At 50.4% G+C, this 26,439-nt stretch carries 21 protein-coding genes; 7 read left to right on the top strand and 14 right to left on the bottom strand.

The window, feature by feature from the left end; all coding sequences use genetic code 11:
• Positions 1-86 precede the first annotated feature (86 nt).
• From NLBNIHML_RS15625 to NLBNIHML_RS15640, 4 genes are read left to right on the top strand one after another with little or no spacing between them, the layout of a single operon-like run.
• Positions 87-1,388: a tetratricopeptide repeat protein gene (locus NLBNIHML_RS15625; RefSeq protein ID WP_494352246.1), complete on the top strand. Its 1,302-nt coding sequence runs from the start codon at positions 87-89 to the stop codon at positions 1,386-1,388.
• A complete protein-coding gene (locus NLBNIHML_RS15630) occupies positions 1,385-2,380 on the top strand; it encodes a glycosyltransferase (RefSeq protein ID WP_494352247.1) in 996 nt (331 codons plus the stop codon). Before NLBNIHML_RS15625 ends, NLBNIHML_RS15630 begins: the two co-directional genes overlap by 4 nt.
• Before the next feature lies 1 nt (position 2,381).
• A complete protein-coding gene (locus NLBNIHML_RS15635; protein ID WP_494352248.1) occupies positions 2,382-3,923 on the top strand; it encodes a glycosyltransferase family 4 protein in 1,542 nt (513 codons plus the stop codon).
• Positions 3,920-4,591, top strand: coding sequence for a class I SAM-dependent methyltransferase (locus NLBNIHML_RS15640; RefSeq protein ID WP_339238546.1), 672 nt, complete (start codon positions 3,920-3,922; stop codon positions 4,589-4,591). Before NLBNIHML_RS15635 ends, NLBNIHML_RS15640 begins: the two co-directional genes overlap by 4 nt.
• Before the next feature lie 293 nt (positions 4,592-4,884).
• On the opposite strand, the gene NLBNIHML_RS15645 is transcribed toward NLBNIHML_RS15640, so the two are convergent.
• The 5 genes from NLBNIHML_RS15645 to NLBNIHML_RS15665 form a co-directional block, all read right to left on the bottom strand.
• Positions 4,885-6,888 carry a glycosyltransferase gene (locus NLBNIHML_RS15645; RefSeq protein WP_494352249.1) on the bottom strand — a complete coding sequence of 668 codons (2,004 nt, stop codon included), beginning with the start codon at positions 6,886-6,888 and terminating at the stop codon, positions 4,885-4,887.
• A 56-nt stretch (positions 6,889-6,944) separates the two neighbouring features.
• Entirely contained in the window at positions 6,945-8,933 is a 1,989-nt protein-coding gene (locus NLBNIHML_RS15650; RefSeq protein WP_494352250.1) for a glycosyltransferase, read from the bottom strand.
• Positions 8,890-11,175, bottom strand: coding sequence for a glycosyltransferase (locus NLBNIHML_RS15655; protein ID WP_494352251.1), 2,286 nt, complete (start codon positions 11,173-11,175; stop codon positions 8,890-8,892). The genes NLBNIHML_RS15650 and NLBNIHML_RS15655 overlap by 44 nt, the downstream gene beginning before the upstream one ends.
• Before the next feature lie 79 nt (positions 11,176-11,254).
• A complete protein-coding gene (locus NLBNIHML_RS15660) occupies positions 11,255-12,763 on the bottom strand; it encodes a DUF6385 domain-containing protein (RefSeq protein WP_494352252.1) in 1,509 nt (502 codons plus the stop codon).
• Positions 12,764-12,808: 45 nt separating this feature from the next.
• A complete protein-coding gene (locus tag NLBNIHML_RS15665) occupies positions 12,809-13,306 on the bottom strand; it encodes a DUF6385 domain-containing protein (RefSeq protein WP_339238556.1) in 498 nt (165 codons plus the stop codon).
• Positions 13,307-13,505: 199 nt separating this feature from the next.
• Between NLBNIHML_RS15665 and NLBNIHML_RS15670 the strand changes: the two genes are divergently transcribed.
• Positions 13,506-14,039, top strand: coding sequence for a hypothetical protein (locus NLBNIHML_RS15670; protein WP_339238558.1), 534 nt, complete (start codon positions 13,506-13,508; stop codon positions 14,037-14,039).
• Between the two features lie 30 nt (positions 14,040-14,069).
• A complete protein-coding gene (locus NLBNIHML_RS15675; RefSeq protein WP_494352253.1) occupies positions 14,070-14,651 on the top strand; it encodes a hypothetical protein in 582 nt (193 codons plus the stop codon).
• Between the two features lie 121 nt (positions 14,652-14,772).
• On the opposite strand, the gene NLBNIHML_RS15680 is transcribed toward NLBNIHML_RS15675, so the two are convergent.
• The 9 genes from NLBNIHML_RS15680 to trhO all read right to left on the bottom strand — a co-directional run bounded on the left by NLBNIHML_RS15680 (position 14,773) and on the right by trhO (position 22,811).
• Positions 14,773-16,098: an MFS transporter gene (locus NLBNIHML_RS15680; protein ID WP_494352254.1), complete on the bottom strand. Its 1,326-nt coding sequence runs from the start codon at positions 16,096-16,098 to the stop codon at positions 14,773-14,775.
• Between the two features lie 69 nt (positions 16,099-16,167).
• Positions 16,168-17,346: a winged helix-turn-helix domain-containing protein gene (locus NLBNIHML_RS15685; RefSeq protein WP_494352255.1), complete on the bottom strand. Its 1,179-nt coding sequence runs from the start codon at positions 17,344-17,346 to the stop codon at positions 16,168-16,170.
• A gap of 139 nt (positions 17,347-17,485) precedes the next feature.
• Positions 17,486-18,280: an ABC transporter ATP-binding protein gene (locus tag NLBNIHML_RS15690; RefSeq protein ID WP_036606660.1), complete on the bottom strand. Its 795-nt coding sequence runs from the start codon at positions 18,278-18,280 to the stop codon at positions 17,486-17,488.
• A gap of 2 nt (positions 18,281-18,282) precedes the next feature.
• Complete coding sequence (locus NLBNIHML_RS15695; RefSeq protein WP_445252667.1) at positions 18,283-19,143, bottom strand: ABC transporter permease; 861 nt, start codon at positions 19,141-19,143, stop codon at positions 18,283-18,285.
• 271 nt (positions 19,144-19,414) lie between these two features.
• Entirely contained in the window at positions 19,415-20,464 is a 1,050-nt protein-coding gene (locus NLBNIHML_RS15700; RefSeq protein WP_315938603.1) for an ABC transporter substrate-binding protein, read from the bottom strand.
• 323 nt (positions 20,465-20,787) lie between these two features.
• Positions 20,788-20,877, bottom strand: coding sequence for an Rpn/YhgA-type helix-turn-helix domain-containing protein (locus NLBNIHML_RS15705; RefSeq protein ID WP_494352256.1), 90 nt, complete (start codon positions 20,875-20,877; stop codon positions 20,788-20,790).
• Positions 20,878-20,879: 2 nt separating this feature from the next.
• A complete protein-coding gene (locus NLBNIHML_RS15710) occupies positions 20,880-21,107 on the bottom strand; it encodes a hypothetical protein (RefSeq protein ID WP_494352257.1) in 228 nt (75 codons plus the stop codon).
• A gap of 156 nt (positions 21,108-21,263) precedes the next feature.
• The gene (locus NLBNIHML_RS15715) at positions 21,264-21,911 is read right to left on the bottom strand and encodes a helix-turn-helix transcriptional regulator (protein ID WP_339238573.1); all 648 of its coding nucleotides are present in this window, start codon (positions 21,909-21,911) and stop codon (positions 21,264-21,266) included.
• Between the two features lie 12 nt (positions 21,912-21,923).
• The gene (gene trhO, locus NLBNIHML_RS15720) at positions 21,924-22,811 is read right to left on the bottom strand and encodes an oxygen-dependent tRNA uridine(34) hydroxylase TrhO (protein WP_124116691.1); all 888 of its coding nucleotides are present in this window, start codon (positions 22,809-22,811) and stop codon (positions 21,924-21,926) included.
• A 415-nt stretch (positions 22,812-23,226) separates the two neighbouring features.
• On the opposite strand from trhO, the gene NLBNIHML_RS15725 reads away from it, so the two are divergent.
• The gene (locus NLBNIHML_RS15725; RefSeq protein ID WP_494352258.1) at positions 23,227-26,430 is read left to right on the top strand and encodes an InlB B-repeat-containing protein; all 3,204 of its coding nucleotides are present in this window, start codon (positions 23,227-23,229) and stop codon (positions 26,428-26,430) included.
• Positions 26,431-26,439 lie beyond the last annotated feature (9 nt).

Below are 26,439 nucleotides of genomic sequence, written 5' to 3' on the forward strand. Positions count from 1 at the left end.
GAGGGCTTTACATATGAAGTGGAAGCATGAAGCACATGCATAGTGAAGGACGCTCCTTATTACAGTCAAGGTGAGGTGAACGATTCATGGAAAAACCTGCGCCGTTACCAAGTGAAGACTCCGAAGCCAGTTCGGATAAGGCCCGTGCAGCTGTCGCAGAACAGCCCCCTGTCCGTTATGTTCTCTTCCCTCGCAAAGGAGGCTGGTCATCCTTTCCCTATCCCGATATTGCTGCACTGCTATCGATTGAGGGCGAGGTCTACTATGTCAGCAGTCTGACGCAACCAGAGGATGTACCTGCGGTGATCACTGTAATCTCCTTACCTGAAGCCGAGCAGCTATTGATGGAGCCACGTACCGTGGCAGTGGTCACTCATCCCTACTGGCTCATGGCTGCAGCTTCGCTGGAACCAGAGCTATGTATTGTCCTGCTCCCTGAGCCTGTCGGAGACGAAGCCTCTTCTCCCCTGTGGGAAAGCAGTATTTCCAAACTGGTGGGTATCGCTGATCTGGTAGGTACATCCTCCGAAACACGATATATGAAGCTATTATTCCAAGGCGTACGCGCCATCTGGCTGGGAGGCGAAGATCCTTCACAAGCAGGTACGGTGCAAAAGGATAATCTCGAAGTCCCTCTCCGGGACTACGAACTGTTCTTCCTGCATGCGCTGCGGCAGATCCTGTCAGGCACTCCGGATAGCGTTACCCTGCTTCAATGCAGTGTACGTGCTGATTTCTATCGCCAGCTTCGAGCCAAAGCAGGGGCGCATGAGACCATATCCTTTTTGCTCGCAGCCTATGAGTACTTGCTTGAAGATTCTCGGGCCATCCAATCATTACAAGAGGCATTCACCCAAGCGGTCCTGAATGGTCGAAGTGATTGTGTGATCTCCCACTATCGCTTCCTGTCTGCCATCCATGCCCGGGCCGGACAATTGGAGGACGCCCTGCTGGTGTACGGGATTAGTGCATCCGACGAACAGGAACGACATCATTATGAACAGTTATGTCGCTGGTTGGAGGCAGGAGAAGATCAACTTGTACGAGCGGAATTACTACGTATGAACGATGATTATGGAACCGCGCTGCGCACCCTGGACGAACTTGGCGGAGAAACCGCGAGACATTGGAAATTCCGCATTTATCAGGAGACAGGTCGCGTGGAAGAGGCACTGGCGCTGGTTCATGCAGTCGATATTCAGGATGATGCCAGTCGCCGGGATTATCAGCAATTATCTGGAAGTGTGCTAGCCCTGCGAGGCGACAGACACGGGGCAGTCAGACATTTTCTCGAAACGGCACTGGAGGATGAAGATGCGCTCGCCCGGATTGTCGAGCTGGAGTTGTTGGATCATGCCGTACAGCAATTGCTTGGGGAGGTGCCATGATGCTGGACCCGAAGAAACGCAGGCAACAGTTGAATGGGCCGATGGTGCACAGGGATATCCGAACCGAAACCACTTACACGCCAACGGTAACAGTGGATCTGACACATACAGACGCATCGGGAGAAGGCGATCAGCCGCCGAATCATGCACAGCCAGCGCAGAACATCCGAAGCCAGGTGCATCACTGGGGCGGTGAACAAGTTCAGGGTGAACAGGATGCTGCTGTATCACAAGAGGAAACGAGTGCATTCAAAGAACCCTTCTCCATCCGTCGAGTTCGCAAAAGCAAAGGCAACAAGCTGACCGCCATGCTCCAGGTTCGCAATGAACGCGGCCGATACCTTGAAGAAGTATTGCATGATCTGAGTGAGTTCGTGGATGAGATCGTGATTGTAGACGATGCCAGCACAGACGGAACCCCGGAGCTATGCAAAGCTTATCCGAAGGTGGTCCGCCTGGAGGTATTGGAGAAACCGCTGTTCGCCGAGGAATGGCGACTTCGCAACACCTTATGGCAAGCGGCGGCGGGAACACGTCCCGACTGGTTGCTATCGGTTGATGCGGATGAGCTCTACAGCACAGAGGCCAAGAAAGCCATACGCACGCTGATTAATCAGGAATATGCAGACTGGTTTGCCTTCCGTTTCTATGATATGTGGGGTGGCCGAACCCATTATCGGGAAGATGATCTCTGGTGTCTGCACAAGCGGCATACCGCTTCACTTGTACGTTATATGCCTGGATATCCTTATTTTTATCCACAACAGAATCATCATGTTCCCCGTCTTCCCTTGTCCTGCACCGTATTGCCCGGAGTCAGCACGGAACTGAAGGTTCAACATCTCGGCTGGGCAGGCAGTCTGGAGGACCGGGTCCGTAAATATTTGCGTTACAAGCGCATTGATCCCAGCGGTGAGTGGGGCAATCTTGCACATTACGAGTCGATTCTCGATCCGGAACCTCGGCTGATTCCCTGGAAGGAGGGACCGTGAGATGGGCGTGGTGAGTATTCTGACACATAGCTTCACCGACGGGTATAACCGGGAATTTGGTCGGGTATTCGGTGGTGGGCTGGAGCGGTATATCCTGGATCTGTGCAGTGTCATCCGCGGACTCGGACATATTCCCGAGGTTCATCAACTGTCCTATTTTGAAGCATTCCAGACTCGGACGGAGCAGATTGACGTATTCGGTTATTCGTACGACATGGATAATGTACCGGAAGCCTTTGATCGAATGGCAGCCGCGGCACGCGGCCCAGTGATCTATGCAAGCTGTCTGTGGCAGCCCATCACCTACAAACCGGGCAGTCTTGGCATCTGTCACGGCATTAACTGGGATCGTCCCGGACTGCCACTGGAGACCAAACAACAAGTGGCGGAACATATTCAACTCGCTCTGGATGGACTCGTGCGCATTGTATCCGTGGATTCCCATTTCCAGACCTTTTGCCGGGCTGCGTGCACCTATACCGATCCAAGGCAGGTTGTCCTGATTCCCAATGCAGTGGATACGTCCTATTTCACACCTGCCCCGCCAACACGGACCTTCGAGCAGGAACAGGAAGACGAATGGCTTGCCGCATGGAAGACCGATCTGGCGAGTCATGAGGAGAATGCCGGTGCAGTTATATCCGGGATGAAAGCTGTGGAAAGCAAGGTTGGACCGAGTGGTGATGGAGCATACAGTGGGAAGGCTAACGGAGATGGAGGTGGGGATACAGATAGCGATCAAGAACGAGATGAGAAGGGAGCGGTAGGTCACCATTTGGAGTTATCAAAGCTGGAAAAAGCCGAGGTAGTCGGCGGATCGTCTACGGTTGCTCGTCACCACCTGAATTCAACGGATTGGGCTACGGATATTGTAATATCAGCAGATGCTGAATATCAGGTTAATGTTCCGATTCAGGAACAGGTTGAACAGAAAACTATGGATGTCCGCTTGACCTCTCCCCGCCCAATTCGCATTATATATCCGCGTCGCATCAGCATGGAACGGGGCATTATTCCCATGATGCTGGCAGCAGATAAGCTGCTGGGGGCTTTTCCGGATCTGGAGATTGAATTTGCCGGGGAACTGGTTGAAGGCAGTACGGTCGGGAGAGCCTTTCGTTATTGGCATCGTACTCATCCACATGCGGAGCGGATTACCCAGCGTACGTATGATTTCCGGGACATTCGGGAGGCCTACCATCAGGCAGATATTGCCGTAATTCCAACCGTGTTCTCGGAAGGTACCTCCTATGCCTGTCTGGAAGCGATGAGCTGTGGACTTCCGGTGATTGCCTCCAATGTCGGCGGATTGAATGATCTGATTCAGGATGGTTTTAACGGGCTTTTGGTACCTCCTGGCGAGCAGGAATTAACCGCCGCCCTGGTACGTCTAGTACAGGATCGGGCCGAGCGGGAACGACTGGGAATCTATGCGCGCGAGACTGCACTGTCCTATGATCTCGCCAAGTGGCGGAGCCGGTGGAGCACGGTGTTGGAATCTTTTTTGGCAGAGACAGGATTAAAGGAGGGAATTCGGGGATGATGGATACGCCCAAGGCAACGGAATTCATGGAATCAAGATACATTAGGCAAAGTGACCCTAAAACGGACACATTGGTCTTCCCCCTGCATCCGGCATGGTGGAGCCGTCCCTACGAATATGAATGGGCCCGGCGGTTTGCACGTCCAGACGATGTGGTCCTTGATGCAGCCTGCGGCATCTCCCATCCGTTCAAATTCTGGCTTGCCGAACACTGCCGCGAGGTTCACGCCTGTGATTGGGATGAACGCATTTTGTCTGAAGAGGCGATACGACTGGATATCGCTTCTGATTTTGGCGAGCTGGCCGCTCAGGATCTGCCGGAATCCACGCTCGTCCGATTGCACCGTGCAAAGGCCAATCTGGCCCAGCTTCCGTACGAGTCGGGTAAATTTGATCGGGTGTTCTGTATCTCTGTCCTGGAGCATCTGGATACGGGCACAATGCTGCGAGCGTTTCGTGAGTTCGCCCGCGTGCTGAAGCCAAACGGACAGCTGATCGCTACCTTCGATGTACCCGAAATGCGCCCTGATCTGCTGGAAACAATCATGGCCGTTACCGGACTAAACATTAAGGATAAGCTGAATGTGGAAGAGCCGGACGATGCGATCTGGTCTGACATGTACGGCGCGCCGATTCGCTGTTTTCGAGCGGTGATATGCAAAGGTTAAGGCACCGATCTATTGGCAACGGAACCATGCACGGTTCGGGGAATGCTCCCAAGACCGGTAGCTCCGTTGCTTTTGCACTTTCAATTGGAGATGGATTGAGAAACAGATCGTGGTTACACATTGGGGAATGGGACTGGGATTTAGGGACTATGGATTAGAAATTAAAATTAGAAGTTAGATGCTTAGAGATAAGAGATAAAGATAAAGATAAAGATAAGAGATGAGAGATGAGAGATGAGAGATAAGTGATAAGTGATAAGTGATAAGTGATAAGTGATAAGTGATAAGTGAAATTATAGGTGTACCAGTAACATGTTGCACTGGTTGGTATACGCATCGGCAGAGGCTGCGCCGGGTGCTGTCAGGCGCAGCAGGATGTGCAGGCCCGGCGGAATGGTCGTCGCCGGGCGACCTGTGGCGGCAGATTGCCGCGCAGTGAGTTGGGCCGATTCGGCCCATTCACGTGCCAGGTTCTGCCGCCCGGCGAGCAGCGCGAGCGTGCCCGCAAGGAGTGCGTGAGCGACGCGCTCCGGGGTGGGCACCGCGTCCGCGCGGGGCTGCTGCGCGCCGTCAGGCGTGCCGCATAGCGCAAGCAGCCCTTCGCGGACGCCCGCGGGTGCGCGCAGCAACCCGCAGCGTGCCGCAGGCGGAAGCGCTGCGAGCAACGCCAGCGCGCCGCGGGGCGGCAGGGCTTGCAGCAGGCGCAGCCATGCGGCCCAGGCGCCCACGCCGGCGAGCGCTTGCGCCGCTGCGAGCACGCCAGCCGCAGGCGCGGCAGAGCCGCCGGGCGTTGCATCGCCGGGCGGGCTAGACGCCATGCCGCAGCTGCGAGCCCTGGCCCCGCGCTGCAGCAGCGCCTCGGCGGCGTGGGCCGCTGCGGGCAGCGCAGCCCGCTGGCGAGCCGCCGCTCGGGCGTTGCGCCTGCCGGGCTGCTTGTGGCCTAGCGCCCACAGCGCCAGGGCCGCCTCTGGCCCGTGCTGCGCATGCACCGCCCAGGGCTGCAAAGCCGCCCGAGCGGCAGCGTCCTCGCCCAGCTGGGCGAGCGCAAGCACGGCGGCCAGCGGCTGTGCCCGCAGCGGGCCCGCAAGCGCCGCCGCATGGCGCAGCAGCCACTCCGGCCGATGCGCAGCCAGCGCGGCCGCGATCAGTGCTTGCCATGCCGCAGGCGGCAAGCTTACCCGGGCGGCTACGCCTGCGATTGCGTGTGGCCGCCCAGTGGCAGCGGCCAGCAACAACAGCCGCTGCCATGCAGGCAAGCTGCCGGGTTGCACGTCCAGCGCCGCCGTGTATGCGGTTTCTGCCTCTGCCCAGCGGCCAGCCCGCTCATGTGCCATGCCTTCCAGCGTCAGGCTGCGGTAGGTTCCAGCACCAGAGACAGATGTATACCTGTTGGCTGTGGAAGCAGCCATTTTAGCCTGTTTTAACCAGTCCAGGGCCAAGTCCTCTCTCCCTTGATCCAGTTCAAGTACAGCACCAAGTTCCAACAAATCCGGAAAATCCTCATACACCGGCGTCCACGCTTCCACCACAGCAAACGCCCGTTCCGGGCTGCCAATCTCTCGCCAGGCGTAAGCCGTTTTCAGCACCAGATCCGAGTGATATCCACAATCCGGCATAAGCTGCGCCAATAAGGGCTGTAACAACCGGAGTGCTTCATCATACTTCGCTTGCTGAAACCATTCGGCAGCCAGAGCATATAACAGCTCCGGTTGATTTCCCTCCTGATTCAACGCGGAACGGATCAACTGCATGTTGCGTGCACCTTTATTTTTGGCATTGATCACCTGCTCCAGATATCCGTAATGCATGACCTCAAGTCCAGAATGAAGTACGCCTTGCGGAGCGAGTGCCATGATCGAAAAAGCAATCTCTTCGTGAATTTTGCCCTGAAAAGCAATTCGGGAATCATTACGGAACAATCGACATACCGCATCCGTCACGCGCTCTTCACCGGACACACCCAGCAGACTCGTGACCTGTATCCAATATCCCCATACGTCGTCTCTGCTTGCTGCTAACAACTGCACGAGTTCTGCCTTCATCTGCTTGGTCTGTACCCATACCTCATCTGCATCAAGCACCAGAATCCACGGTTTCGTAGCTGCGGCCAGCGACAGATTACGGGCTTTACTGAAGTCACCCTTCCATTCCGAGTGGATGACAACGGCACCATGGAGACGTGCAATTTCAGGTGTATCATCTACCGAGCCTGTGTCCACAACGATGATCTCATCCACAACATCCCTGACTGCATTCAAGCACCGCTGGAGTGACCTCGCTTCATCCTTCACGATCATGCACAAGCTAATCTCCGACCCCACATTCTCCACCACCCCTCACCTACCTGATCCCTTCAGCTCTCAAACCCGTCCGCTCCCGGTAACTCCAGCCGAATATGCTGAACGACAGGCCAACAACGATGCCGCTGTCCATCTGCAGGCTGTGCGAATACCTCCAGATGATGATCCGCAGCGCTGACCAATCCTTTCACCAGCCAACTGGTTCCCATCAGCGTATCCAAAGATCCAGGGAATGGCCCCTTTTCTTCCCCTTTTCCTCTACCCATCTCCTTCTCGCTCCTCTTCCTTTCCTCTTTCTCCTTCTCTCCTACACGAGCGCTCTCTTCTGACGATACCCCTTCTCCGGACAATTGCTGTTGGCACATCTGAATCAGGCTATGCAGCTCTTTCCATCGTCCTGACTGTACACACCCTTCCATCATCAGTCCAAGGGCCTGCCAGCCATCATACTCTGCTCCTGCAACTGTTCCGTCCATGCTGGAGTCCACGTCCTTCTTCGTTGTCGCTCTCAGACCCAAGGTTCGCCCTGTCTGTACAGCAATTTCTTCATTGTTAGTTACTGCTTCACCCATATGCGAACTACGCTTCAACCATAACGTTAATGGATCATCTCCGCTAACTTCCTTCCCCTCGATCCACTCCAAACGTTCGAGCCATCGGGCAGATGAGGCGGCAAGCAACCCTTTTTTGCGCCTCACAGGTTCCAGTTTCAGACGCGCCTTGTTCCATCTGCCTTGCTGGATTTGGAGCATCGCCTCCGCTACGGATAAACGCTCCCTCATTTCTCCGTTGGATTGTGAAGACACACCAGGTAATAATTGCAGGGCCGCATCATAACAACGGGATTGCTCCAAAATGCCCAATACTTTGTGTATAGCCTCTTCTGAACTGAGTGCAAAACGCTCCCTCACCAGCTCTGGAATCTGATGTTCCTGACCAGAAACTCGCATAATACGGAATATCCGATAGAGTGGCGGCAGCAGACTGGATTTGGCGCGCACCGCTTCCACGTAAGCATCCACTGCACCCTCCAGATCGGCCCTTCCTTCCAGTAATCGCCCTAACGTATACCACGTCTGATAGGTTCCGATGCCTTCTTCCGTATGGTATATGGGGGGAGGCGGACCCATGCGAATAGCTTCACGTAGCGCATACTCTGCCCGATCTCTATCCCCCAATGCGTCTGCACATACCCCGCGATGGTGCATGAGATCCGTGTACTCTGGGAAGAGTTCAAGCGCAGCATCAATGCGATCCAAGGCTTCCTGCCAGCGATTCAGATGCTGGAGACAACGAACTTCATATTTGAACAGCAGATGCGCGTAACTGGTCACCGCAGGATCAATCCCCATCCGAGCCACACCAAACGTCTCCAATGCCCGCTCCGCTTCCCCTACACGCAGATACTCGACCCCCAGATTATAGTGATGGAACGGCTGATCCGGTTCTTCTTCCACTGCCTGTTCCAGCAGGCGAACATTGCGGTTCACCTTATCTTTGCGCTCCACAATTGCCGTCTGATACCCATAATGATGGATGATCATGTCCGTTACATGAAATGCAGCTTCAGGGTTAACCCGACAGATCGCCGCCGCAATCTGCTCATGAATTCGACCTTCAAACCGATGACCCGGAGCATTGCGGAAGAGACGCAGCACCGGATTCACAGTAGCCCCCTGCTGACCTGTACCTGTATAGTTATGAATGTTTAAAAACAATCCGTCACATCCGCTGACCGCCGTCCAGCTTCTGATCTGCTCCCGCGCAGCACTATCGAGCGCCTCGTCCGCATCAAGGAAAAGAATCCAGTCGCCGGAAGCCTGCTCCAGGCCAGCATTCCGTGCTGCGGCAAAGTCATCGCACCACTCAAATGGCACCACCATCGCGCCATACTGACGCGCAATCTCTGCGCTACGATCCGACGAACCGGTGTCCACTACGATCACTTCATCCACCGCTCCCTGGACACTGGCAAGACAATGAGGCAGTAACTCTTCCTCATCCTTCACGATCATGCATAAGGAAATTCGTTCCGCTCGCAAGCTGATTCCTCCTTTCCTTTGCATGGAAAATCGTACGCCAGGGAATGCCCTCGGCCGTACGTAATCTTTGTTCCAACGCAGTATGCTGTGCAATGAGCATCTCGGCAGACGGGGAACGAACCAACTCCTGCCGAATCGCCTTCAAGGCCAAACGCATGTAACATACAGCTGCTCCAGCCCGGGCTTGTCGGTGAGCAGGTTCCCGCTCCAGTGCCTGTTCGAACAGAGACAACGCCTGTTCATCGTATCCTTTGGCATACAGCGTTTCACCCAGCCAGAATAATCCTTCGGCATCGAGTTCATTCTCGGTCATACACTGAATCAGGATGTTCGCGGCTGCTATGGTATACCCCTGACGATATAACAGACTTGCAAACTCCCTCCGTAAAGTTACAGCAGTTCCCCAATGCTCCCTCACCATCATTGCCCGCAGCTTATGCAGTTGCTCGGCAAGCGTAAGCTGTCCCGTATATAACGCCTGCTCTACAACCTTCTCTGCGATTATCTCTGCCTGCGAACCCCATTGCATAAGCTTCTGTTCTTGTGGCACTGGTACAACGCTTCGCGGCTCTTTGGACAGCTGAGTTAATACTCGATCCATGACCTTCCAAATGTTTTTTTCCTGTGGAGGCGAGGTTGCGAGGAATGTATCGCTTAATCGTAATCCATTAGCCCAACAAGCCAGTGCCCAATCCATTCTGTGCTCAGCCGGCATGTTGAATTCACTCACACATTCCGTGCCCCAGTGCTCTTCCGCCAATTGCAGTGCTTCGGATATCTTATTCGCACACAACATCCAATGTATACGTTCCGCTATATGGATACGAGCAGTACGCGCATCTGTATCCAGCATTTTCAATGCCTGCTCATATGCTCCGCAGCCTGCCAGAACATAAATCACTTGCACCAGATGATCCTCATGCATCACTGCATATGAATGAGGCATCTCACCACCAATCGATTTGCCTTGACTCGGCTCCTCAATTCCCATGCATCTGGCGAGTAATGTTTCTGTTATGCTCTCATCTGTTTCTCCGGATTGCTGCAATACATTTGCCAACCCAGCCCACGCCGGGGCATACGCAAACATGCTGTCCAATGCCAATTCATACAGATGTGCAGACTCCTTTAGAAATCCTCGTTTCTGTGCAAGTCTTGCCATTGCGGAATAAGCTCTGTAGCTGTCGGAACCTGCTTCCGTTACATATGGCGAGTCTAATGCGCCGCCTCCATTACTCTGTTCATTACCTTGCAGTCCCTCCCGACATTCGGTTGCTCGGACGTAGGATTGGTATGCACGTTCCTCCAAACCTTGGTGCTCCAACGTCTCCCCATACAACAGGTGCAGATCGGCATAGGCTGGATAACGCTGTCTTTCCACAGCCAGAATTGCATGTGCCTCATCATAACGTTCCGTTCCTACAAGGGTCTTAGCATAATCTTTAACCAGTGTAGGGCGATATGGCGCAAGTAGCTCTGTGAGACGTAATGATTCACGGAACGCTTCAATTGCCTGTTTGATCTGACCAAGCTGGCAATACGTTACTCCCAGATTGTACAGGTGAAAAGGCTGTGCAGGCTCATCTGCGAGTTCCCGTTCAATCAGCTTTAAATTACGTCTTGGTTTATGTTCCTTCGCAATTTTGGAGGCCAGATATCCATCATGAATCAGACATAACGGCGCAAGTGGTTCCGACTCCATCAATAAATGTTCTTCATCCTGTGTAGCGATCTTGCTGTCATTCATATCAGCGGCCCCATCCTGGCCAAATCTGCATGAGCTACTGCGTACCAACTGCTCATGGACGCGTCCGACATATTGATACCCCTGATGAGCACGGAATAGTCTCACTGGTTGGCAGATTACCCGCTCTTCCGCCCCATCACCGTATCGATTCTCTATGGTAATTCGTAATCTTGAAATGCTTCTATGGACTTTGGGCAAATATTTCAGCAGTTCTTCCAATCCCTGGCTGACGTACTCATCGGCATCCAGACACAGAACCCATTCTGTACCTGCCAGAGGCAGACTGATATTTCGTGCTTGGGCAAAGTCATCTTGCCAGTCGGCGTGCAACACCGTTGCTCCGTACGTTTTGCCGATTTCGGGTGTGCGATCAGAGGAACCCGTATCCGTGATAAAACATTCCATGCCGAAAGGCTTCAAACTGTCGAGACAGCGGGGCAGGTGATGTTCTTCATTTTGAACAATCATATGGATTCCAAGCAAACGGTTCTTCAAATGCGACCACCTCCAATACAAAAAAAGTACATGAAGTCCACCAAAGGAACTCCATGTACCTATATGAAATATAAATGGGTTATGTGCCTTGTCCATTGAAGAACACATCAATCGTGCTTGGTGCACCAATGAGGCTGGAGCGGTAGGAAAGACGTGTGTATTTGAGAAAACGCTGTGGTACGAGTACATCTACTGATCCGGACAAAATGCCAGTCACAGTGGTCACATCCGTGTACCAGTTCGTTCCGTTGGCACTGATCTCAACCAGAGCATCCACCCGGTTTACACCCGGCCCCCGGTTATATACAAAGAAAGAATACGTGCCAAATACACTGGTCGTAACCGCTGGAAGCGCGGTGAAGGTGTTTGCTGTAGGTGTGCTTATGATCTGTGACTCCTGAAAACTCTTTTGTGAAATGGACGTCACACTGCTGAGCGTCCCTGCCGTAATCGTAGCACCGAGCACGCTCGTAATCGTACCATTTAGCAAGTTCGTCAACGTACCTGCTGTTACGGTTGCACCAAGGACACTTGTAATGGTTCCATTCAATAAGTTCGTAAGCGTTCCTGCCGTGATCGTTGCTCCAAGCACACTCGTAATCGTACCATTCAACAAGTTCGTTAATGTTCCCGCTGTTACCGTTGCTCCGAGTACACTCGTGATCGTTCCGTTCAATAAGTTCGTTAGTGTTCCTGCGGTGATCGTTGCTCCCAGTATACCTGTAATGGTCCCCGCCGTAATCGTCGCTCCAAGCACGCTCGTGATTGTTCCAGCCGTGATCGTTGCTCCCAGTACACTTGTGATTGTACCATTCAGCAAGTTGGTGAGTGTCCCTGCTGTTACGGTTGCCCCAAGCACGCTGGTAATGGTTCCGGCCGTAATCGTTGCTCCTAGTACACTTGTGATTGTACCATTTAGCAGGTTCGTCAATGTTCCGGCGGTTAGAGTCGCTCCGAGCACACTCGTGATTGTCCCGGCCGTAATCGTCGCTCCCAGTACACTTGTGATTGTACCATTCAGCAAGTTTGTCAGCGTTCCCGCTGTCACCGTGGCTCCGAGCACACTGGTAAGTGTACCATCAAGCAAGTTGGTGAGTGTCCCTGCAGTTACAGTCGCTCCGAGCACACTCGTAATCGTTCCTGCCGTAATCGTTGCTCCCAGTACACTTGTGATTGTACCATTTAGCAGGTTCGTCAATGTTCCCGCAGTTACAGTCGCTCCAAGCACACTCGTAATCGTTCCGGCCGTGATCGTCGCTCCCAATACACTTGTGATTGTACCATTGAGCAAATTCGTTAATGTACCTGCGGTTACGGTGGCTCCCAGCACACTGTTGATCGTACCTGCCGTGATCGTCGCTCCAAGTACACTCGTAATGGTTCCGTTCAGAATGTTGGTGATGGTTCCTGCGTTAATTGTAACGGTAGTCAGACCTGAGATGTTACTAATGGTCCCGTCCAAAATAATGCCAACCACATTCCCGCTTGTATCGGTTCTGACAGGCTGGGCTGTGCCTGTACTATCCTGGCCGAAAATCAATGTCCTCAGATTATCCGGATTCGTATTAAACGTCGTAAAGTTAGGCATGTGCCTCGTCCTCCTCCCTGGTCAAATCTGTGTAATCCTACTCCCTTACGGCATACGCTGCGCCTGAAAGTAAACATCAAGCCGGGTCGGTTGATCCGGTTCAACGGATCGAATTGCAAGCCGGGTATAATGCAAAAATCGCAAAGGTACCAGCGCTTTGGTCTGTCCTCCCTCGACCACCTCCTGGCTGTCCACAGCATAGTCCAAGGCATTGGGGCTGATCTGGATCTGTACCAGAGCCGGATGTTTTCCGCGATTCACAACGCCATAGGTGTACATGCTGAGTGATGAGGTGTCTTGTGCCGGGAGGGAATTCATGCTGCTGCTGGTTTCGGCTCCGACATACGTATGCTCTGTAAAACAATGAATAGCACCAGGGAGTTTCGTACGTGAGGAAGTACCCTGCTTGAACCGGGGACGAGTAATCCGGGAACAAGGGGGTTTCAGCAATTTAGCGCGGCAGGAATGACGTGAGCGGCGACGGCTTGCATATTTGGTTGGTTGCTTCGTTCTCTTCTTGCTTCGCTTCGCTGTTCGACTCATCTCGATTTCCCCTTAAAAAATGTGCTTACGCATCGTATGCCCGGATTGGATATACGGGCACGGCATCTGCCGTTATTTTGGAATTAGCAGTCCGTTCCCAAACGCTTTCTCTTGTTGATACATACAATGCAAGTAATGAGGACATGCGAAACAAATCGTATCGCGAGACCAGTTTCATCTATTCAGAGGGGGGGACAAGATGACAAACTCTAATGTATTCAACCAGTCTAATGGGCCCCTGTTCACTCAACTGACCAACACTTATGCAGCCCCGGGTATTGAGGCTTCAGCAGATGCCGGTGCGGCTGCGGCAGGCAGTTTTTTTGCCCTGACGACCAATAATACATCGATCCCTTCCAGCCAAAACCTCCTTCTTCAAATCCTGAATGCAAGTGGAAGTGGCAGAACAGTACGAATTGCCAGCCTTTCGGGAGGTACAACGGCTGCAGCCACACTGGCCGTATATTCCGGGGGCACGGTGACGGCAGGAAGTACACCTACACCCGTCAATACATTGCTTGGCAACGCCAATTCCAGCATCGTTACTACAAGGCAAAATACCGGCACGCTTGGGGGGACTTTCACAAGTTTGCTCAGCATACCTCTCACTGCGGGAATGTATTTCTTGGATTTAAACGGTTCCATTCTTGTTCCACCGGGACAATCACTATCCATTAGTTTAGGAACTGGCAGTCAGACTGCAGCCATTAATCTCTTCTGGTGGGAATTCTAAACATGATGCTTATAAAAGGAGGTGCACACTGTGCCGAACAATAATGTATTTAATCCATTAAATCTGCCTGTCTATACGTCCAATACGAACACGTATATCTCTCCCGGCATTGTTGCTCCTCCGGAGAATAGTGCTGGCAGTACCGGCAATCTATACAATGCAGGTTCCACCAACTCCACAACACTGGGGTTACTGGGAGGAACGGTGATTGCCACCGTTCAATTAGCCAATCCAGCTGGGAGCGGGAGAACCCTGTATGTGTCACGGCTCTCTGGTGGAATCACAGTGGCACTGAATCTGTTGTCATCCTTCAGCGGTTCCATGAGTCTGACCGCGAACGGAACGCTAAGCTCTCCCAGTACACTCACGGCGGTCAACAGCAATCTTTCCAGCAGCAATACCAGTGCAGCCATCGTACGATTCTCTTCTTCTGCGCCTTCAGGAGCCACCACATTGATGGCGATGCCCCTTCAAGCGGGGCCTTTCCAATCCAATGAATTTGGCCGTTATGTGGTTCCTCCAGGTCAAGCCATGAACCTCTCTGTCAGCGGATCACTTTCGGTTGGTGGACTGTTGGCCTCTACTGCTTATTTCACTTGGTGGGAAGTCTGATTGGTTCAACGATGCACAACAAGTACAACGTGCAAACAACCGCCTTCGGAAGAATACGGGAGCGGTTGTTCGTTTTATTGTAGATACAATGAATGTTTAACATGTTGACCCGAGAAAGCAGTCAGACCGATTCCTGCGGAATGGTCTCTTTCGCTTCCGATAGGAGCGGCGGCTTCGCCTCCCATAGGATGCGCTGTAGGAGTATTCCGGCAAGGCCAATCACCAGCGTAGCGAGACCGATATATTGGAAGGTGGGGCTCGGCCCTGCGACTCGAATGAGCGCTCCACCTGCAAGTGGGGCTACAACAAGTACAACACTGAATAGTGAATTTTGAATGCCGAAGACACGTCCTACATAGGCAGGAGGGGTTTCCTTTTGCAACAAATAATTCAGTGTTACCATAAAGAGCCCATTGCCTACCCCAATGCATAACCCCCACATTAAGACCCTAATTTCAGGTGTTTGTGGGCCAATCCACCCTAATGCAGCAATTCCAGCCCCGATGAACAGATATCCTCCACCTAGCCCCCACCCATACCCAATTCTCGGCAAACGATTTAACAGCAAAATGATGACTATGGCTCCGGCACCTCCCGATGAACCCAACCAACCTAACAGCGATTCATTCCCCGGCTTGATCTCCCGAAACAGAGTCGTAAATTGATAATCGATCATCAGGATAGCCATGAGTCCAAAACAGCCGAACAGCATCGTGCTCAGTACGGGGCGACTGCTCTGTATAAAACGCCAGCCTTGCTGCCACTGGGTAAACAACGATTCGGGGATATCCCTTGTATCAGCCGTACTTCCGTCTGGTTCAACAGGCTCCGGCTTCTCCATCAACCGTCGCAAGGGCCATAACACTGCGCCCGACAGCAGGCGGGTACAAGCATTGATTAATATACAGATCTGTGGTGAAAAGAAGGCCAAAATGACTGCACCCAGTAGCGGTCCCGCCACTTTCGAGCACTGGTTCACAAAACCATTTAGGGACGATGCCTGAAACAGATGCTCCTCTGCCACCACCTGGCGGGTTAGCGCCTGCTGGGCGGGAACATGGAACACTCCCATCATGGCCCGCAGGGCAAGCAGTGGAAGCAACCACAGCGGACTTGGTGCAAATAAAATTGCAATGGTTAATCCCACCGTGATTACATCACACAGGAGCATGATTTTCACTTTGTGCAGCCGATCAGCCAGTGCACCTGCAACGGAGCCCAGCAGTATGCCCGGTACGGCCATACATACAGGAATAAGGGCGATAATGAGCGGATCGGCACCCCATCGGTAGGCCACCATCACCTGGATGGCGAGTGCATCAAACCAGTCTCCAAACGTAGCCAGCGAATAGGCAATAAACATGCGGACAAACCGGAGATTGGTCCATAAACTTCTGGAGGGTTCGGTGGATTCATTGGATGTGGGTTCATTTGAAATGACGGTCATACGTGTACTTCCTCCCTTGATTACAGCCGTGTGTGGTCTGTGTGTTACTTGACTGTAATCATAAGAGAGTTATATCAGAGGAAGATCAGAGGATGGGGAGATAGGGGATAAAAATTTCCGTATTTCATCTACAATTCGTTGTTTATAGGTGGGAACACCATAATTTTTACCAATCTCTGCGTACACTTGACGATATTTCCTGCGCAGTCTGCCTTCAATTCGATGTTGTTCCATGAACAGGAGGATCTGATATGCAGCATTCAGATATAGCGGCACATTCAGCGACATTTTCAACACGTCCAGTCCGTCATCCATCCTAAGTTCCGCTTCACGCACTCGCCCTTGCCGAAGTAACCATAAACCTTCCATCACCTGAAAACGTCCGATCTCCCGCAGATAGGGGGCATCCTTCAATCCTGCTCGCAGCACTGCCATTTGATCCTCAACAGCTTCACCGCTACCACCCCACAGTTCCACGTATAACGCTGCAAGGGTTACCGGCAGTCTGAAATTCTTGAGCTCGTCTGTCTCTATCAGACGATACGTCTCCTCCAGTTGCATCCGAGCACGCTCGTATTGACCTACCTCTGCATAGAGTTCAATGATGTTCAAAATGCGGAGTTCTCGAAGCAATTCCGCAGATAATGCCGATGAATTCAATGCTTGCTCATATAAGGGTAAGCTTTCTGATGGTTCAATTAGCGAATGAACAAAAATAAGTAACCAGTATAAACGCTCTTCAAAAGAAATTTCCTTTGTTGTAATTAGCCACTCCAGATCGCCCTGTATAAAATGGATATACAACTGATAGTACGGCTCAATCTGAATGCCTAGCGCTTCCTGCTGTTGAACCAGAGTCTGTATGGCATTTCCCTGCCCAAACAAGTGATATTTACGAAGTAATCCGTGAATGACTTCCTGCATTTCCGGGTCCTGAGCAGAAGGACTGGCGGGCAGAACGGACTTGTTTTCTTGCACCGTAAGCCGATATCCGTATCCCCGTACCGTATCCAGACTAATCTCATCCCAACGTTTTAATTTCTTGCGCAGGCGGTAGATATGATCATCCACCGTGCGTTCAACCGGATACTCCAGCGGCCATACCCGGTCCAACAGTTGACTGCGCGTGAAGACTTTATCCTTGTTCTCATATAAAAAATGAAAAAGTGCAAATTCCTTCGCCAGCAGGCGAATGGAATCCATACGCCGGGTTACGGTGTGTGTCCCTTCATCCAATTGTAAAGACATGCCTGGTTCCTCCTATGTATTCTTCTCATCGTATTTTCAACATACCACAAAAACCCTTTGCGAGAACGCAAAAGGTTTCTGTAATAAAGAGCTTGTTATAGTACGAAATAGTTATTTGGGGACAAGTTATTTCCTTGTTTTAACCGAGTACGACCCGGTCATCCGCCATTTTTTTGCCGCTAATCCGCTCGAATTCACCAAGCAACTCTGGCACGGTCAACGTACGCTTGCGCTCTTCGCTGACATCCAGAATTATGCGGCCTTTATCCATCATGATTAAACGATTGCCCAGACGGATGGCCTGTTCCATATTGTGCGTCACCATCAGTGTGGTAAGTCTCATCTCACGCACAAGTGTCTCCGTCAGTTCCGTGATCAGTTCGGCACGCGAGGGGTCAAGGGCTGCTGTATGCTCATCAAGTAGAAGAATCTGCGGCTGGGTAAACGTAGCCATCAACAGGCTGAGTGCCTGCCGCTCCCCGCCTGACAAGAGACCTACCTTCGCGTTAGGCCGCTTCTCCAGTCCGATTCCCAGCTTCTCCAGTTGCGTGTTAAAAATCTCACGTCTGGCACGGGTAACGCCGAAGCCCAATCCACGTCCTTTGCCACGCTTGTATGCCATCGCCATATTTTCTTCAATGGACATATGTGGTGCTGTTCCTGCCATCGGGTCCTGAAACACCCGGCCAATCCAGCTGCTGCGTTTATGCTCCGGCAGGTTTTTGATGGAACGATCATTGATTAGCACATCACCCATATCCGGCTTCATCACACCCGAAATGATGTTCATCAACGTCGATTTACCTGCTCCGTTACTGCCAATGACCGTCACAAAATCTCCCGGATTCATCGTCAGATTCACACCAACGAGCGCAGTCTTCTCGTCCGTTGTGCCTGGATTGAACAGCTTGGTTACTTGCGTAATCTCCAGCATGCTCACATACCTCCCTTCGCCTGTTGACCCCCGGATCGCATCAACTCTTCTGTTCGTTTGCGAGCCAGACTCCGCTGCTTCATGGAACGCTGCATCGTTGGGAATACAAGGGCAATGATGACGATCACCGCGGTAATCAACTTCAGATCAGATGTATCAAACCATTCGACCTGTAGGGCAAGTGCAACCACAATCCGGTAAATAACTGAACCAACGATTGCTGCAAGTGTAGCCCAAAACACCGTTCTTGCACCAAGGATGGCTTCACCAATGATGACGGAAGCCAGTCCAATGACGATCATACCAATACCCATTGTGATGTCCGCAAAACCGGATTGCTGGGCAATAAATGCCCCAGACAGAGCTACCAATCCATTGGATAAGCTGACACCTACAATCGTCGTTACATCCGTATTTGCACCAAAGCTGCGAATCATGCGTTTGTTATCCCCTGTGGCACGGAGCGCCAGGCCAACATCTGTTTTCATGAACAGATCGAGCATGATTTTGAACACGAGTACCACGATAATAATAAGCACCATGACATGCTCACCTGAGAATGGATTATCCATACCCATAATGGATTTATTCGGTGCGCCAAGAATACGCATATTAATGGAGTAGAGCGCGATCATCATCAAGATCCCGGATAACAACCCGTTAATCTTGCCTTTGGTATGAAGCAGACCTGTACAAGCCCCGGCCACCATGCCGCCAGCCATTGCCGCAAGACAGGCAAGCCAAGGAGAGAAGTCATTGGAGATCATCACCGCCGCGATTGCGCCTCCTGTTGTAAAACTTCCGTCTACGGTAAGGTCAGGAAAATCGAGTATGCGGAACGTAATATACACACCAAGAGCCATCAGTGCATATAAAAGTCCCAGCTCGATTGCTCCTTCAATTGAATTCCAGCTTATACTCACGTTACTTCCTCCCTGTCTATCGAAAAGAATGAGGCGAACCCGTTGCACGTTCGCCTCGCATCCATACTGCCGGATGATGATCCGATCAGATTATTGAATCAATCTCATAACTCATTAAATTATTGTTTCTGTAACTAGATATAGACAAATTGAATCGTTTTGATCTATATCTACCCTTGATTGAAGTAGCTAAAGGTATTATGAATTGATTCTATTGAATAATGTTGTTTTCTTGGTCTTTTACTTCCGCCTTCATCTCATCCGTAACCGTGATGCCTTGGGCTTCCGCTGCTTTCAGGTTCAGGATCAGATCCAGTTTGTCTGGAACGGTGACTTTCATATCACCAGGATTCGTACCATTCTTCAGAATGTCCGCAGCCATCTCACCCACCTGATATCCATGGTCATAATATTTGAAGCCTACCGTTGCGAAAGCTCCTTTTTCAACCGTATCCCGATCACTGGAGAAGAACGGAATTTTGTTACTGTTCGCCGTTTGGATGATCGTATCCACCGCACTTACGACAGAGTTATCAAGCGTAATGTAGAAGGCATCTACTTTGCCAACCAGAGAATCCGTTGCCTGTTTAACTTCAGATGTATTCGTGACCGGTGCTTTCACCAGCTTGATATTATGGGTTGCGAGCGCTTTTTCTGCGTTATCTGCCATAACCACTGCATTCGGTTCACCTTCGTTAATGACCAAGCCTACCGTTTTTACATCCGGCAGATTTTTGGCGATAAAGTCAGCCAATTGTACGATAGCCTCCGGGTTCGTGTCGGATGCACCTGTAACATTGCCGCCCGGCTTGTCCATATCAGTTACCAGTTTGGCACCCAGTGGGTCTGTTACCGCCGCGAACAGCAATGGCTTGTCCTTCACTTGCTGAGCCAGAGCCAGCGCCGATGGTGTTGCGATTCCGAGTACGAGATCATTTTTGGAGTCACCCGAGATTTTCTGTGCAATGGACAGGTTGTTCGTCGAATCACCTTGCGCGTTATTGTAATCGATTTTGAGGTTCTTGTTCTCTTCAATACCCGCATCCTTCAGGGCTGCGATGAAACCTTCGCGTGTAGCATCCAGGGATGGATGTTCAACAATCTGGGAGATGGCAATCTGGTATGATTTTTCCTCGCTGCCTCCACCTGTTGTACTCCCCGATCCTTCGGATTCCGAGCCTGTACCGCTGTTATTTCCGCAACCTGCCGCAACGATCATTGAAGCAACCATCATCAGTGACATCCAAAATTTCTTTTTCATGTGTGAGAACCCCTCTCCATCTTATAAAATGTGGTTACCCTTATCGAGATTCCATTGACACGATAGGGTGGGACAAAACAAACGCTTCAACGCATTGTTGCTTTGATCGACAAAAGCAGACAAATATAGACTTTTGTCATGCGACTGAAGTCCATAAATCGTGTTAGTGTTTTATTGTTCCCCTAATATTAAGGGGCGTCCCGATATACGTCAATGGTTGAACCGCTTCCAATTTACTCTCATCGGTTGATTGTGATAGGAAATATTACATAAGATCAAAAAAGGCAACCCACATGTTATGCGAGCAGCCTCATATAGATAGCTTATTTTTCTTCTTGAATTGCTTTTAGCTCAGCAGAGGTTAGTCCCGTCGCTTTGACAATGGTCTCTTGATCAAGACCCAAGGTGAGCATATTCAATGCAATTTTCCGCTTGCTTCAGCTTCACCTTCTTCGATTCCTTTTTGAATTCCTTCCTCCATGCCTTTCTTGAGACCCTCTTCTCGTGCGCCCTCAATCATGGATATCTGATCCCGTAAAAACTTTTGACGTGCTTCATACTGTTCGCGGAACTCTTCATCCTCGCTCAGTTCCTTCAATAGATTCATGGCCTTTTTCAAAGCCGGTTCGGGTTCATGCATCATTAACGCCTCCCATCTAACATAGAGTTATGTATAAGAATCTGGTGTTATCTCAGATTATATCACGTATCTCACTGCAAAAATAACGTTTTTACGTCATTATTATCCAAAAAAAGAGACTATTTCGACGAATCGAAACAATCTCTTGTGTATAAACCGTTAATTCCCTGACGCTTCGCGAATCTCATACTTGCACCTTTTGCCGCCATCGGCGTAACACTCGGTACGCTCCACCTCCGCTTGAAGCAGCGAGCGGAACAATTCCAGTTCACAGCGACAAGCCTGCTTGTATACACTCGCAACTTGCACAATCGGGCAGTTCATTTCCGTAATGACGTAGGTTCCATCTTCTTCTCTGGACGCATCCGCCATATATCCGTTGGCATTCTGAATTCGCGCGAGTTCCTCCACTCGTCCGGCCAAATCCTGGCCCTCCATCTGTGGCAATCCGCTGCGGAGCAGCTTGTCCCGGCGACTCTCGAACAATGCATCCACCACACCGCTCCCGGCTGATTCAGACAATTCTTCAAGCAGTTCCAGCGTAAGGGACGAATATGATTTTGGAAAAAAGCTGTCCCCGCGTACCGTCAATTGGTACACCGAGGATGGACGTCCAGCCGTAGCCCGGGCCTCCCGAACCTCGATCCAGCCGTCCTGCTCCAGTGCTGTCAGATGACGACGGATGGCCATGCCGGTCAGACCCAGATCAGCTGTCATTTCCCTCGCGGTCAATGTACCTTGCTGCTTCAGCATGAACAAAATCCGTTCACGCGTAGTTCGTTCCTCTTCGCGCTTCACGATCAGCACCTGCTCTCCTGCTTATGCGTGTACCGGTGCTGCCTCCCGGCAGGCATCCGAACAAAAGCGGTTATGCGTCTCTTCGCAATCCTCGCAGCTTACGTGCTGCAGGTTGCAGGTTGGACAATTAATATATCGGTCATGTGTGGTTCCACAGTGATAACAGCTGGCAATGACAATATCCTCTTCTGTCCGGTTAATCGGTACAGAGATCCGCTCGTCAAACACGTAACATTTACCATCGAATAGATGGCCTTGAACTTCTGGATCTTTACCATACGTGACAATACCGCCGTCTAATTGAGCCACGTCCTGGAATCCTTCATTAATCATGAATCCGGTCAGCTTCTCGCAGCGAATACCACCCGTGCAGTAGGTAATAATCGTTTTATCTTTCATGTCACCCAGGTTCTCGCGAATCCACTCCGGGAACTCACGGAACGACTCAACATCTGGACGGATGGCGCCGCGGAAATGGCCGATTTCGTATTCATAATCATTGCGACCATCGATAACGATGACATCATCCCGTTGCAGATGCTCATGGAACTCTTTCGGTGAGAGGCGTTTGCCACTAATCACATTTGGATCCAGATCTTCGTCTACGCGGAACGTAACCAACTCTGCTTTGTGACGAACAAAGATTTTTTTGAATGCATGTTCTTCCACATCATCAATCTTGAACACCATATCGCTGAACAGCGGGTTCGCATGCATGTCTTTCATATACTGTTCCGTCTGTTCCGGCGTACCGGATACCGTGCCGTTAATGCCTTCGGATGCGATCAGGATACGTCCTTTCACACCGAGGTCCTTGCAGTATTGCAAATGCTCTTGTGTAAACGTCTCGGGGTCTTCAATCTTCACGAACTTATAATATAAAAGCACGCGATACGCGCTGTTACACATGTATATCACCTGTTCCTATTCCATGTTGTTATGAGCCGGATCATCCGGCAAGACGACTACGTTGCACCCTTACTTGTAAAAAGAAAAGAAACAGCCGCCCGAAACTTCGTCTCGAACTGCTGTCTGACATTCGACTTATATTCCTGCATTCTAGTTTATCGGAAGCGGAATAGCTTAGTCAATATAAATGTATAGAAAGGGATGAAAGATATGGAACATTTCAACCATAAATGATTTGTCTCTGGAAAATCCAAAAAATATATTTCGAATTTGAACTATAATCGTATTCATTTTTGCTCTCATATCCATTAAACTATGCTCATCATTATATGGCTTACCACTATGAATTAGGAAAGTACAGTGGACAGGAATAACCATAACGTAACATATTTAAATGGAAAATGGGGAATGAGTCATGCGTATAACACTATTAAAAAAAGTAAGCTTCCTATGGTTAGTATTCCTGATTGGACTAAGCGGTCTATGGAATAATCCTAACATTATACAGCGAGTCCATGCCGCGGCTGCAGATCCCTATCTTGGTGAGATCAGATCATTCCCTTACAGTGCGGTCCCTACAGGATGGATGCCCGCCAGAGGACAGACGCTCTCTTTAACCCAAAATACAGCCCTCTACTCGTTGCTTGGCAATAATTATGGCGGCGACGGAAAAACAACATTTGCCTTACCTAACCTTACTAATGCTGCACCAGAAGGGTTGGGCTATTACATAGCTATGAATGGTATATTCCCTTCCCGAGACCCCGATGTTTTATACACCCGAAATGCTGTGTTAGGCGAGGTTCGCCTATTTCCATATTCCTTCTCTCCCACGGGTTGGCTAACTGCTGAAGGGCAGAACGTTAATACCTCCGTATATTCGGATCTATATGAAATGATTGGTACAACCTACGGATCAGACACACCGAATGAATTCAAGTTGCCTAACTTCCCAGAGATTAATGGTGTACATTACGCTATATTTACAAACCAAGCTAACCATGCCGAGAATGGTACAGGTAGCGAGTACATTGGTGAGATCATTCCCATGTTAGTCAGTCTTTCGACAAAAAACTGGATATTGGCGAATGGTTCCACTCTTGGCACTAACGATAACCAGCCCCTGTTTAGTCTGTTGAGCACCAGGTTTGGGGGCGATGGTCAGGTGAATTTTAAAGTACCTAATTTAAACAGCAGCCAATCCAACTTGGTTTATTATATTGCTAACGCAGGAACGTTCCCCAACTTGGACGGTGGACGGCTTCCGGAAGCAATCGAAGACACCTATACCACGAACCAAAACTCCACTTTGGCTGAGTCTGCACCAGGCGTACTTTCCAATGATAGCGACGGTTCTACCGCTATTCTGAAAAGCGGGCCGATGAACGGAACATTGGTAATGAATGCTAACGGGGCATTTACTTATACTCCGAACGCCAATTATGTTGGAAGTGACAGCTTTACCTATAGTGCCGGCAATCCATATGGTACAAGTATTCCAGTGTCAGTGACCATAACAATTGAGCAAACCACTCCTCCTATAGTCAACGGCATATCTGACGGTGGAATATATAATCAAACGGTAACACCTGCATTTAATAGTGGTACCGCATTTTTGAATGGTAATGCATTCGCAAATGGTACTACAGTTACGGCTGACGGGGTTTATACATTGGTGGTAACCAACAATATTGGCAGTACAACGTTGTATTTTTCCATTGATACAGCAGCTCCTGTTGTATTGGGTGTCACTGATAATGGAAAATACAACGAAAGCCCAACAATTACTTTTAATGAAGGAACAGCCACTCTGAACGGTTCACCCTTCAACAACGGAGAAACGGTTCAATCTGAAGGAGAATATGCACTGATTGTTACCGATAGTGCGGGCAATACCACAACCCTGCATTTCAGCTTTTATACGCCTCGAACGATCAACTTTAACAGTAACGGCGGTTCTGAAGTAAACGAACAAACAGTATCCTACGGTGACAAGGTTATTGTTCCAGCAGTTCCAACTAAAGCAGGATACACCTTTGCTGGATGGTATACCGATTCAGGTCTGAGTCAGGCTTTTGATTTCGGCAATACCACCGTTACCGCTAATATCACGCTGTATGCGAAATGGACGGTCAACTCCTATACCGTTCACTTCGAAACTAATGGTGGGTCAGTCGTTCCTGATCAGACGGTCCCATATGGTGAGTTGGTGACAGCTCCTGACATTCCAATCCAAGCAGGACACACTTTCGCTGGCTGGTATACTGAGCCTGAATGGAGTACGCCATTTGACCTGAATACTAGATCGATTGTCCAGGAGACCACATTGTATGCAAAATGGGCACCAAACACATATAAGGTAACGTTCAATACACTCGGAGGATCAGCAGTATCCGATGCAGCTGTTGAATACGAAAAGAAACTTTCAGCACCTGCTTCGCCAACCCGTTCCGGCTATATGTTTGCAGGCTGGTACGCAGACCCCGAGTTGAAGACTCCATTCAACTTTGCTCAAACAGAGATTACAGCCGATCTGATCTTATATGCCAAATGGAGTGTTAATTCCACGCCACCAGCAGGTGGTAATGATGGTAACAGCGGCGGAGGCTCTGGTAACCAGAATAACAACGGGTCGAGCATTACCCCTTCGCCGCCTAATACCATAACCCATTCGACCACGAATGGACGTTTAACACTTGCTGCGGGGCAGGCTGGGCAAGTGAGTTTGGGTGATGGCATCACTGTAACCATCCCGGCTGGAGCAACTAATCAAGAAATGAAGATCACGATTGACCAGATTACAGATTCTTCGGAATTGCTAACTAATCAGACTAAATTAATCAGCCCGGTATATGAGTTACTTAAGAATGTTCAACAGAACTTCAATAAATACGTAACCTTGAATCTGACTTTTGATACATCAAGCTTGCCAACCAATCACCAGGCTGGACTATTCTACTTTGATGAACAAAACAAGTTGTGGATCTCTGCGGGAGAAGCTTCAATTCATGACAATCAAGTCAACGTAGACGTAGACCATTTCACCAAATTTGCTGTTTTTGCGGTTGAACAACCCAAGGCGCCAGCAGAGATTGGATTTAGCGATGTCAACGGGCACTGGGCGGAAGATTTCATTCAGGAAGCCGTCCGTGAAGGTATCGTAAGTGGATTCTCCGATGGGTCATTCAAGCCTAATGCATCCGTTACGCGTGCTGAATTTACGGTGATGCTAATGAATGCACTGCAAACAGAATACACAGAAACCGCAATATCTTTTACCGATCATGCAAAAATAGGAGCTTGGGCACAGTCTGCTGTAGCTCGTGCAGTGAAAGCAGGATTTATTCAGGGGGACACTGAGGGGGCTTTCCGCCCCAATGACGCTGTAACCCGTGCCGAGATGGCTGTCATGGTAGCCGGTGCGTTTCAATTAAAAGCGATAACTGGCACCAGCTCAACCTTTGCAGATGATGCACAGATTCCACTTTGGGCCAAAGCAGCTGTCGCTGGCATGCAAAAAGCCGGGATGTTAAACGGTAAAGGGCTGAATACCTTTGCTCCAAGTGATAAAACTACGCGTGCAGAAGCGGTCAAATTACTGTTGAAAACAAAGAATTAGTGCATATCT

The organism is Paenibacillus sp. JNU01 (genome assembly GCF_059130585.1).

Bases quoted from the DNA above. Each gene is read 5' to 3' on its own strand.
- NLBNIHML_RS15630 (WP_494352247.1), top strand. From the start codon at position 1,385: ATGATGCTGGACCCGAAGAAACGCAGGCAACAGTTGAATGGGCCGATG.
- NLBNIHML_RS15625 (WP_494352246.1), top strand. From the start codon at position 87: ATGGAAAAACCTGCGCCGTTACCAAGTGAAGACTCCGAAGCCAGTTCG.
- NLBNIHML_RS15665 (WP_339238556.1), bottom strand. From the start codon at position 13,306: ATGAGTCGAACAGCGAAGCGAAGCAAGAAGAGAACGAAGCAACCAACC.
- NLBNIHML_RS15670 (WP_339238558.1), top strand. From the start codon at position 13,506: ATGACAAACTCTAATGTATTCAACCAGTCTAATGGGCCCCTGTTCACT.
- NLBNIHML_RS15645 (WP_494352249.1), bottom strand. From the start codon at position 6,888: ATGATCGTGAAGGATGAAGCGAGGTCACTCCAGCGGTGCTTGAATGCA.
- NLBNIHML_RS15725 (WP_494352258.1), top strand. From the start codon at position 23,227: ATGCGTATAACACTATTAAAAAAAGTAAGCTTCCTATGGTTAGTATTC.
- NLBNIHML_RS15705 (WP_494352256.1), bottom strand. From the start codon at position 20,877: ATGCTCACCTTGGGTCTTGATCAAGAGACCATTGTCAAAGCGACGGGA.
- NLBNIHML_RS15640 (WP_339238546.1), top strand. From the start codon at position 3,920: ATGATGGATACGCCCAAGGCAACGGAATTCATGGAATCAAGATACATT.
- NLBNIHML_RS15635 (WP_494352248.1), top strand. From the start codon at position 2,382: ATGGGCGTGGTGAGTATTCTGACACATAGCTTCACCGACGGGTATAAC.
- NLBNIHML_RS15700 (WP_315938603.1), bottom strand. From the start codon at position 20,464: ATGAAAAAGAAATTTTGGATGTCACTGATGATGGTTGCTTCAATGATC.
- NLBNIHML_RS15695 (WP_445252667.1), bottom strand. From the start codon at position 19,143: ATGGCTCTTGGTGTGTATATTACGTTCCGCATACTCGATTTTCCTGAC.
- NLBNIHML_RS15680 (WP_494352254.1), bottom strand. From the start codon at position 16,098: ATGACCGTCATTTCAAATGAACCCACATCCAATGAATCCACCGAACCC.
- NLBNIHML_RS15690 (WP_036606660.1), bottom strand. From the start codon at position 18,280: ATGCTGGAGATTACGCAAGTAACCAAGCTGTTCAATCCAGGCACAACG.
- NLBNIHML_RS15710 (WP_494352257.1), bottom strand. From the start codon at position 21,107: ATGATGCATGAACCCGAACCGGCTTTGAAAAAGGCCATGAATCTATTG.
- NLBNIHML_RS15685 (WP_494352255.1), bottom strand. From the start codon at position 17,346: ATGTCTTTACAATTGGATGAAGGGACACACACCGTAACCCGGCGTATG.
- NLBNIHML_RS15660 (WP_494352252.1), bottom strand. From the start codon at position 12,763: ATGCCTAACTTTACGACGTTTAATACGAATCCGGATAATCTGAGGACA.
- trhO (WP_124116691.1), bottom strand. From the start codon at position 22,811: ATGTGTAACAGCGCGTATCGCGTGCTTTTATATTATAAGTTCGTGAAG.